The following is a 7,412-nucleotide window of genomic DNA, read 5'->3' as shown; positions in this document are numbered from 1 at the left end:
CTTACCTGTCACCCTCTTGTCGCTCGACACATGGACCACGGCGTACTGCCGTCACTCGGTGTCACTCGACGCATTCGACGGAGATACCATCAGAGTCGCATTTCGTCACCGGGCATCAGGGAGCGGTAATGATGTCTACCTAGATGATGTCTGGTTCAGCCGCACCTCCTCGCCCGATACGGGCGACACCAGCCACGTTCACATTCCGCCGCGTGGCTCGGTGCAGCGCAGCAACGTCCAGTTACCCAGACTCGCCTTTGCCCCGAATCCCGCGGAGGACAGGTTCGTCGCCGTCCAATGCTCCCTCGCTGTCGGCAGGAGGCGGAGAATGACCTTGAGCAATGTCGCCGGCAGAGTGGTCCGCATGTTTGCTCTCGACCCCTCGGGCATCACGCGCCTCGACCTACGCGGCCTCCCACCCGGCGTCTATGTGGCTACGCTCGAAGGCACCGTCCCACGCACGTCCCGCAAGCTCGTGCTTGCCGCACCGTAGGCGGACGACAAGATGAAACGGACGCTCACACCCGCGTCGCGATGGCCGTGGTTGGCGTTGTGTTGCCTTGCCGCAGCCTCAGTGGCAGCCCCGACGTTCAACTCGGACTGGTCCCGACTTCCCGCCGGCACCGAAATCCCTGAACTCCGCACCTCCACATCTCGCACCTACTCCAACGGCGACGGGACATTCACAGCCGACATCACGCCGGCAGGTGGGCCAGAGTCCGTCGACTCGTGCCAGCCGACCTCCACCGGTCGGATAGAGTATTTCTACTACCCGCCTGGTTACGAGTACTACTACCGGTACAGCCCCGAACTGCACTACCGAAGGTACTACTACTGTGGATATGCGAAGTTCGACCTCACGCCCATACCCGATAGCAGCAGCATCTTGAGCGCTCAGTTCCGCTGCTATCAGTATGAGGTCAATACCGCGCCTCTATGGACAGAGTGTGTGTATCCACCCGATGTCGACCCTGATACAACAAGCAATCAGGCTCTGTTCCTTGCCATCCAGAACGGCGTGCAGTCGGTTGCGGCCCACATGGACAGCACCGGTTGGGTAGAATACAACCTACGTCACGACTGGCTTGCCAACTGGCAGAGCCTCTTGTTCCGAAACTGGGTAGCTCTGGGAGTATACGCAGACTCGGGAGAAGGGAGTGCATACGGCGTCCACGGCGACGACAAGCAGGCATACCTGCACATCGTCTACCTTAGGCCCGACGAATCTGACATCCAGGCTCTGCGCGCCGAACCGGCCACCTACCCATTGGGCGCGCAGCGACCGGACACCGCGTTGTTGGTGCTCACAAACAGAGGAATGTGCACATCCGGTCCCTTCTGGGCCTACGCGTCATCGACCTCGCTCGCGTCTGATTCCGCGCTCGTCGAACCGATTGCGGTTGGTGATACCGCATCGGTCCACATCGCCCTGTCCTTGCCGCCGGTCCCTGACATAATGGTGGACTTCCGCTTGTGGGCTAGCGACGGGGCCGACAAAACGCACTCCAACGACTCGACGCAGCTACAGTGCTGGTCGTTCCCCGCGTCGACCTACGCCGCCGAGGGATTTGATGGGTCGGTGTTTCCGCCTCACGGCTGGTCAGTCGCAAACTACGACGGAGGAGCTCGCTGCTGGACGCGCCAGTCTGATTCCGGTGGAAGCCATTCAGGAACCGGGTTCGCGTCGAGCACAGACGAGTCATTGGGAAACAGCGACGACTGGTTGATGAGCGGTCCGGTCTATCCCAGTAGAGACTGCAGCGATTCGGTCGGGTTCTTCGCCCGAAGCGTCACAGGTTTTGGGCGGGACACGCTTGAAGTCCTAGCGGTGCGTGGAGCAAGTGCACCGGTTTCTCTCTTGACGCTCGATGTGCGCGACACGGTATTCTCCCGCCACTCGGTATCGCTCGACACGTACGACGGAGACACGATCCAAGTCGCGTTTCGCCACCGCACGCGGGGCCGCGGGAATGGCATCTGCCTCGATGACATCTGGTTCAGCCGCATCTTTCACATCCTCTCGCCCGAGACCAGCCGTGCAGGCAAAACGCACGGCCCCCCACGAGACTCGGTGCGGAGCAGCAACGTCGCACTGCCGAAACTTGCCTTCGCCCAGAGCCCGGCAAGCGGCAGATTCGTCACCGTCCGCTGCTCGCTGGCGGTGGGGAGAATGCGCAGGCTGACAATCCGCGATGTCGCCGGCAGAGCCGTAAGCACATTCGCCCTCAACCCATCCGGCATCACGCGGCTTGACCTGCGCGGCTTCCCGTCGGGTGTTTACCTGGCCACTCTACAAGGGTCCGTCCCTCTCGTCTCCCGCAAGCTTGTGCTTGCCGCACCGTAGGCGGACGGCAAGATGAAACGGACGCTCACGCCCGCGCTGCGATGGCCGTGGTTGGCATTGTGTTGCCTTGCCGCAGCCTCAGTGGCAGCCCCGACGTTCAACTCGGACTGGTCCCGACTTCCCGCCGGCACCGAAATCCCTGAACTCCGCACCCCCACATCTCACACCTACTCCAACGGCGACGGAAGCCTTACGATCCGCTTGTTCTCCGACGCGTTCCCAGTCCAACACGGGAACAGCGCGACCAGACTCGCGCCAAGGCCGCCGGACACTTCGGCACTTCCGCTCACCGGCACGGCGGGCGGGTTGCACTACTTCTTCGGCGATCATGGGGGGTGGTACTTCATGCGTACTCAGAACATCGGCTACTCCGGAGAGTTCTCTCATCCGGACGCGGATCGCGGCTACGCGAAGTTCCCTGTGCCCGCGTTCATAGGCGACCTTTCCATTGTCGGCGTGGCCCTTCATTATGACCAGTACTACTCTGATACTCCGACTACCGTTCTGACCCATCTAACTACCGACCCGGTGACAAGCCCCGACCAGGACCTATGGAACAGCATCGAGGCTGGCTATCCCATCACTGACACTGAGACGAACGACCTTGTCGGTTGGGTGGAAAGGCCGTTTACCCAAACCGGTGTCGATCTGCTGCGACAGTCCGTTCCTGCAGGGTGGTTCGCCTGGGGCTTCAAAAGGGTGTCGGGAGACGGCGACGCCTACAGCGCTGGCGCGTACCTCGATGTCGTATTCCTGACGCCGGACGAACCCGAGATCCAAGCGCTACGCGCTGAGTTACCGACCTATCCAGTTGTCGCGCACGGATCTGACACGGCTCAGCTGGTCCTAGCGAACCATGGTCTCCACTCGTCCGGCCAGTTCTGGGCATACGCGACGGCTCCAGGACTCGACGTCGAATCCACTCTTGTCAGCAACATTGATGTTAGCGAGACAGTCTCGGTCGCGCTACGGCTGCCCGCCACCAGCAAAGCAGACACATTCGTTAGCTATCGTCTGTGGTCGGCCTGCCCGACGGATCCGTGGCCCCTTGACGACACAACGCAGTTGAACTGCTGGGTCTTCCCCACAGGCACTTATGCCGGCGAGGGCTTTGACCAGTCCGGGTTCCCACCTTCAGGTTGGGCCGTAGTCAACAACGATGGCGGCTACGAACACTGGCAGTGGCGCGCGGATGACGGCATGAGCCATTCGGGAGTCGGGTTCACGATGTGCGTACACGAGCAGGATAGACCGAACGACGACTGGCTGATAGGAGGCCCCGTCTATCCCAAGCAAGGTGACCCCGATTCACTAGGGTTCTTCTACCGCATCTATCAGACAACACCAGCCCTGTGTCTGCAGGTCTGGGCAATGCGCGGACCGACCATCGCGGACCGAGTACTCGACCTGGATTCGGTATCGGCGTCCGACACGGTCTACCACCGACTGGCAGTGTCTCTCGACCGATTCGACGGGGATACCATATACGTCGGTTTCCGTTTCCTAGGGCGAGGAGATTGGAATGGTTTCTGCTTGGACGACATCTGGTTCAGCCGCTACCACGTCCCGGGAAAGCAAGAACCGCGGGCCGCGACGGTAGCAAAGCAGGAACTTGCGCTCGAGCCGAACCCGACAGCCGGCAGATTCGTCACCGTCCGCTGCTCTCTGGCGGTGGGGAGAATGCGCAGGCTGACGATCCGCGATGTCGCCGGCAGAACCGTTCGCACATTCGCCCTCGACCCCTCCGGCATCACGCAGCTCGACCTGCGTGGCCTCCCGCCGGGCGTTTACCTGGCCACTCTGCAAGGGTCCGTCCCACTCGTCTCCCGCAAGCTCGTGCTTGCCGCACCGTAGGCGGACGGCAAGATGAAACGGGACGCCCACACCCGCGTCGCGATGGCCGTGGTTGGCGTTGTGTTGCCTTGCCGCAGCCTCAGTGGCAGCCCCGACGTTCAACTCGTACTGGTTCCGACTTCCCGCCGGCACCGAAATCCCCGAACTCCGCACATCCACATCTCACACCTACTCCAACGGCAACGGGACGTTCACGGCTGAAATCACGCCTATGCGTTCAGGCGGTCCCGAGTCACAGGGCTCGTGCCAGCCATACTCAACTGGATGGATAGCGTACTCAGACGGCAGTCCGCATGGGCAGCCCTACTACTACCGGCACGTTCCGGAACTGCAGTACGGGTCTGCCGCCGAAGGTGCCGCCTACGCCGCGTTCGACCTGACCCCAATAGCGGATAGCAGCGAAATCCTCAGCGCGCAGTTCTGCGTCTATCAGTACCAATACACGTCTCCGGCAACCGCACTTGTCACGTACGTCAATCCTGACTCCTGTTCGTCGAATGATACTATCCAGTACTGGGCAATCTGCCGCGGCCTTGTTGTACACACGGTGGGTGTCCATGACTACACCGGATGGGTGAAACTGGACCTGAGCAGGGCAGGAATGACGGCTTTGGAGCGGCGCTTAGCAGAAGGCTGGGCAACGCTGGGCATTTTAGCCCCTGGCTCCTCCCTTGATGGCGCTTCCGCATACGGGACCGACGGCGACAGCCTGAGCCCAAGACTGGAGATTGTCTATCTCAGGTCCGATGAACCTGATATCCAGGCCCTGCACGCCGAGTTGGCAACCTACCCATTTGTGAAGGCAGGCGCGGATACCGCGTTACTGACCCTGGCAAACAATGGCCGACACGCCTCTGGCGCATTTTGGGCGTACACATCATTGAGACTGGCACGTGAATCCACGCTCGTCCAACCTATCGCGGTTGGCGAGACGGCCACGGTCCGCGTCGCCCTGCCCTCACCACAAGCTCAAGACGTCATGATGGACAGCCGGCTGTGGGCTGACGACAAGGCGGACGGCACCCGTTCCAACGACTCGGCGGGATTCCAATGTTGGTCGTTTCCAGCATCGACGTACGCCGCAGACGGGTTTGATGCCTTGGGATTCCCGCCGAATGGCTGGTCTCTCATGTCCCTCGACGGCGGACCTTATAGCTGGGCGCGTCGGGCCGACTCGGGCCTCAGTCATTCAGGAACCGGATTCGCGTCGTGCGCAGGCGAGTCGACGGGTGCCAGCAGCGACTGGCTGATAAGCAGCCCAATCTGCCCAGGAGGCCCGTATCGAGACGACTCGGTGGGGTTTTTCGTCCGGGCCGCGCCGCCCATCTGGGCGCCGGACACACTCGATATCATAGGAATGAGCACCAGTGACCCGCCGGTCATCATCATGTCACTCAACACATGGACCGCGGAGTATTGCCGCTACTCGGTGTCACTCGACGAATTCGATGGAGATACAATCAGAGTCGCATTTCGCCTTCGGCCAAGGAACGGGAATGAAATCTACCTGGATGATGTCTGGTTCAGCCACATCCATGAACCCGAGACCATCGATCACGGCGGGAATCGGACGCGCGAAACCCCGCGAGATTCGGTGCAGAGCAGCAGCGTCGCACTGCCGAAACTTGCCTTCGCCCAGAGCCCGGCAAGCGGCAGATTCGTCACCGTCCGCTGCTCGCTGGCGGTAGGGAGAATGCGCAGGCTGACAATCCGCGATGTCGCCGGCAGAGCCGTGCGCACATTCGCCCTTAGCCCATCCGGCATCACGCAGCTTGACCTGCGCGGCTTCCCACCGGGTGTCTACCTGGCCACTCTGCAAGGGTCCGTCCCTCTCGTCTCCCGCAAGCTCGTCATAGCTCCCCGCCAGCGCTGAGCCTCGCAGCCCATTGACATTGAACCGGTCGAGACCTAGACTTGGTCACTGACCGGAGGATGAAGTATTAGCCCAGTCGTCAAGCTGACCGGCGCACCCTTCAGGGCGTTGCTCTCCGCGTGTGTCTTGGTAGTAGGATGGGCAGCGCGAGCGAGCGCTGAGGAGGTGGATATCCCAGCGACGGTTACCGGGATCGTGGAAGTCGATGCCTACTCGTCCTATGGCAAAGCCGACGGCTTCATGCAACATGGCCGATTCTCAGGTGACCATGGTTTCTCTTGGGACTACCGCGCATATCTCAAGTTCGGCCTCGATTCGCTACCTGACACCTGCGTTCTGCTGTCGGCGAAACTGGAGTACTTCCAGTTTGACCACAACGCCTTGCCCTCCGTCTGCATCAAACTGATACGAGATCCGGTCCCTCTTAGTGCTGCCGAACTCTACAACGAAATCGTGGGGGCACGCGCAATTACCCCTTTCACAGAACAGCCGAATGGCTGGGTTGAGTGGGACCTCAACTCGAATGCGTTGATCGATTCATGCCGCAAGACTGGTTGGGCCTCCTTCGGTATCGACTGCAACAACTTTGGAGGCGGGGACGCATGGGGGTACACTGACAGCCTGGCGCCATTCCTGCACATCGAGTACGCTTTGCCCAACGAAACCGACATCCAGGCCCTGCGCGCAGAACTGGGCACGAACCCTGCGGCCGTCCGTGGAGCAGACACGGCACTGCTGAGACTCACAAACAAAGGTCCGTACGCTTCAGGGATGTTCTGGGCCTACGCATCTTTGGGATTCGCGCGTGAATCTACGCTTGTGCAGCCAGTCGCGGTCGGCGAGACGGTCTCGGTGCGTATCGCGATGCCCGCACCGTTGACCCAAGATACGATGACATACTACCGCCTGTGGACAGACTACGAAACGGACCTTCGGCACTCCAACGACACCGCGAAGCTCAGTTGCTGGGCGTTCCCGGCGGGCGCATACGCCGCCGAGGGGTTTGATGCCTCGGGATTCCCGCCGAATGGCTGGTCTCTCATGTCCCTCGACGGCGGACCTCATGGCTGGGCGCGTCGGGCCGACTCGGGCCTCAGCCACTCAGGAACCGGGTTCGCGTCGTGCACAGACGAGTCGACGGGAACCAGTGACGACTGGTTGATGAGCAGCCCAATCTGCCCTGGAGGCCAGTATCGAGACGACTCGGTGGGGTTTTTCGTCCGGGGCACGTCACGGGTGGCGCCGGACACACTCGATGTCTTGGCGATGAGCGTCAGTCACTTACCTGTCACCCTCTTGTCGCTCGACACATGGACCACGGCGTACTGCCGTCACTCGGTG

5 protein-coding genes are annotated in these 7,412 nt (G+C 61.3%); all 5 read left to right on the top strand.

Annotated features, from left to right (window positions below; translation table 11 throughout):
- Nucleotides 1-493, top strand: a 493-nt coding sequence (locus VMH22_14400; protein HTW92879.1) for a hypothetical protein, incomplete at its 5' end; no start/stop codon positions are given.
- 81 nt (nt 494-574) lie between these two features.
- Nucleotides 575-2,344 carry a choice-of-anchor J domain-containing protein gene (locus VMH22_14395; GenBank protein ID HTW92878.1) on the top strand — a complete coding sequence of 590 codons (1,770 nt, stop codon included), beginning with the start codon at nt 575-577 and terminating at the stop codon, nt 2,342-2,344.
- A gap of 81 nt (nt 2,345-2,425) precedes the next feature.
- Nucleotides 2,426-4,198: a choice-of-anchor J domain-containing protein gene (locus VMH22_14390; GenBank protein HTW92877.1), complete on the top strand. Its 1,773-nt coding sequence runs from the start codon at nt 2,426-2,428 to the stop codon at nt 4,196-4,198.
- 82 nt (nt 4,199-4,280) lie between these two features.
- Entirely contained in the window at nt 4,281-6,071 is a 1,791-nt protein-coding gene (locus VMH22_14385) for a choice-of-anchor J domain-containing protein (protein HTW92876.1), read from the top strand.
- A gap of 165 nt (nt 6,072-6,236) precedes the next feature.
- On the top strand, nt 6,237-7,412 hold a 1,176-nt coding region (locus tag VMH22_14380), incomplete at its 3' end, for a hypothetical protein (GenBank protein HTW92875.1).

Source organism: bacterium (assembly GCA_035505375.1).
Taxonomy (GTDB): Bacteria; Hydrothermota; Tepidihabitantia; order Tepidihabitantales; family Tepidihabitantaceae; genus UBA2258.
Note: the sequence above shows the minus strand (reverse complement) of the source record. Positions and strands in the feature narration are given on the sequence as shown.